At 66.8% G+C, this 1,837-nt stretch carries 2 protein-coding genes; both read right to left on the bottom strand.

Features of this window, described 5'->3' with window-relative positions; translation table 11 throughout:
* Positions 1-69 precede the first annotated feature (69 nt).
* A complete protein-coding gene (locus tag AC1DXV_RS34265) occupies positions 70-1,161 on the bottom strand; it encodes a nucleotidyltransferase family protein (RefSeq protein WP_477937999.1) in 1,092 nt (363 codons plus the stop codon).
* An 8-nt stretch (positions 1,162-1,169) separates the two neighbouring features.
* A complete protein-coding gene (rfbC, locus tag AC1DXV_RS34270; protein ID WP_477868487.1) occupies positions 1,170-1,718 on the bottom strand; it encodes a dTDP-4-dehydrorhamnose 3,5-epimerase in 549 nt (182 codons plus the stop codon).
* Positions 1,719-1,837 lie beyond the last annotated feature (119 nt).

Consider the following 1,837-nt stretch of genomic DNA (forward strand, 5'->3'; position numbering starts at 1 on the left):
GGGGCGCCGACCGCCTCGGCATGAGCCCCCAGCCCATTCCCTCACCCCCCGCGACACGCAGGAGGAAATTCAGGCCCGTGCGTCAGACCAACGCAGCGTGCACTCCTCGTCCCCTTGGTAGAACGTCTTGCCCTTGCGATCCACGYAGTACAAAGGCGCCACGATCATGTCGGTGAAGGTCTGGCCCTCGCCGATCCGCGTGTACTCGAACAGCACGCTGTGCACCACCTTCGAATTGCGCCGCAGGTGGCTGCCGGTGCCGATCCACGTCGGCCCCTGGATCGTCACGCCCGGCTCGATCTCCACGCCCGAGCCGATGTACACCGGCCCGTTGATCGTCACCTCGTCCCACGGCACCCGCGTGTTCAACCCCACCCACACGCCCGGCCGCACCTCGCGCCCCGGCATGTCCATCTGCGCCACCTCGCCGCGCAGCACCCGCTGCAGCACGCTCCAGTAGTCGCTGACGCGCCCGATGTCGATCCAGTTGAAGAAGCGGCTCTGCGCATAGAACGGCAGCTGGCGCTCCACCATCAGCGGGAACAGCTGGCTGCCGATGTCGAACACCGTGCCGCTCGGCACCAGGTCGAGCACCGACGGCTCGAAGATGTAGATGCCCGTCGAGGCCAGCGTGCTGTGCGCCTCCTCCGGCTTCGGCTTCTCCTGGAACGACTCGACATGGCCGTCCTTGTCGCACTTCACGATGCCGTAGTTCTGCACCTCGCTGCGCGGCACGTCCAGCGTCACCACGCTCGCGAGCGCCCCCTTGCTGCGGTGCTCGAACAGCGCCGCACCGAAATCCAGGTCGATCAGCGCGTCGCCGCACAGCACGATGGTCGTCTCGTCGAAGAAGCCGGAGAAATCCTGGATCTTCTTCATGCCACCGGCCGAGCCCATCGGCTTCGGCACGATCTCGCCGTGCTCGCGCGCACCTTCGTACGAATAACCGATCTCGACGCCCCAACGGTGGCCGTCGCCGAAATGGCTCTCGATCTTGCGGTGGTTGAACGCGACGTTGACCATGATCTGCCGCACGCCATAGCGCGCCAGGTGCTCGATCAGGTACTCCATCACCGGCTTGCCGAGGATCGGCACCATCGGCTTCGGCAGGTCGCGCGTCAGCGGCCGCACGCGCGTGCCCTGGCCGGCCGCGAGGATCATCGCCTTCGTCATTCGAGCCTCGCTTCCTGCAGCGGCAGTGCCGCCGCGTCCTTGGCCGACAGCTGCGGCGGCCCACCCACATCCGGCCACGCGATCGCGAGCGCCGGATCGTCCCAGCGCACGCAACCCTCTTCCTTCGGCGCGTAGTAGTCGGTCGTCTTGTAGAGGAAGTCGGCCGTCTCGCTCAGCACCAGGAAGCCGTGCGCCAGGCCCGGCGGGATCCACATCTGGCGGTTGTTCTCGGCGCTCAGCTCCATGCCGACCCAGCGGCCGAAGGTCGGGCTCGCGCGGCGGATGTCGACCGCGACATCGAACACCGCACCGCTGGTCACCCGCACCAGCTTGCCCTGCGCGTGCGGCGCGTACTGGAAGTGCAACCCGCGCAGCACGCCACGCGCCGAACGCGAATGGTTGTCCTGCACGAAGATCACCTCGCGCCCGACCGCCTCGGCGAAGACGCGGCCGTTGTAGCTCTCCATGAAGAAGCCGCGCGCATCGCCGAACACCTTCGGCTCGAACGCCAGCACGTCGGCAATCTCTGTCTTGATCACCTTCATCAGAACACCTTGTCGTGCATGAGTTGCAGCAGGTACTGGCCGTAGCCGCTCTTGGCCAGCGGCTTGGCCAGCGCTTCGAGCTGCGCCGACGTGATCCAGCCCTTGCGCCAGCAGATCTC

This window comes from Rhizobacter sp. P3_C12, from assembly GCF_056402735.1.

Coding starts and splice junctions, on each gene's coding strand:
- rfbC (WP_477868487.1), bottom strand. CDS start 1,718: ATGAAGGTGATCAAGACAGAGATTGCCGACGTGCTGGCGTTCGAGCCG.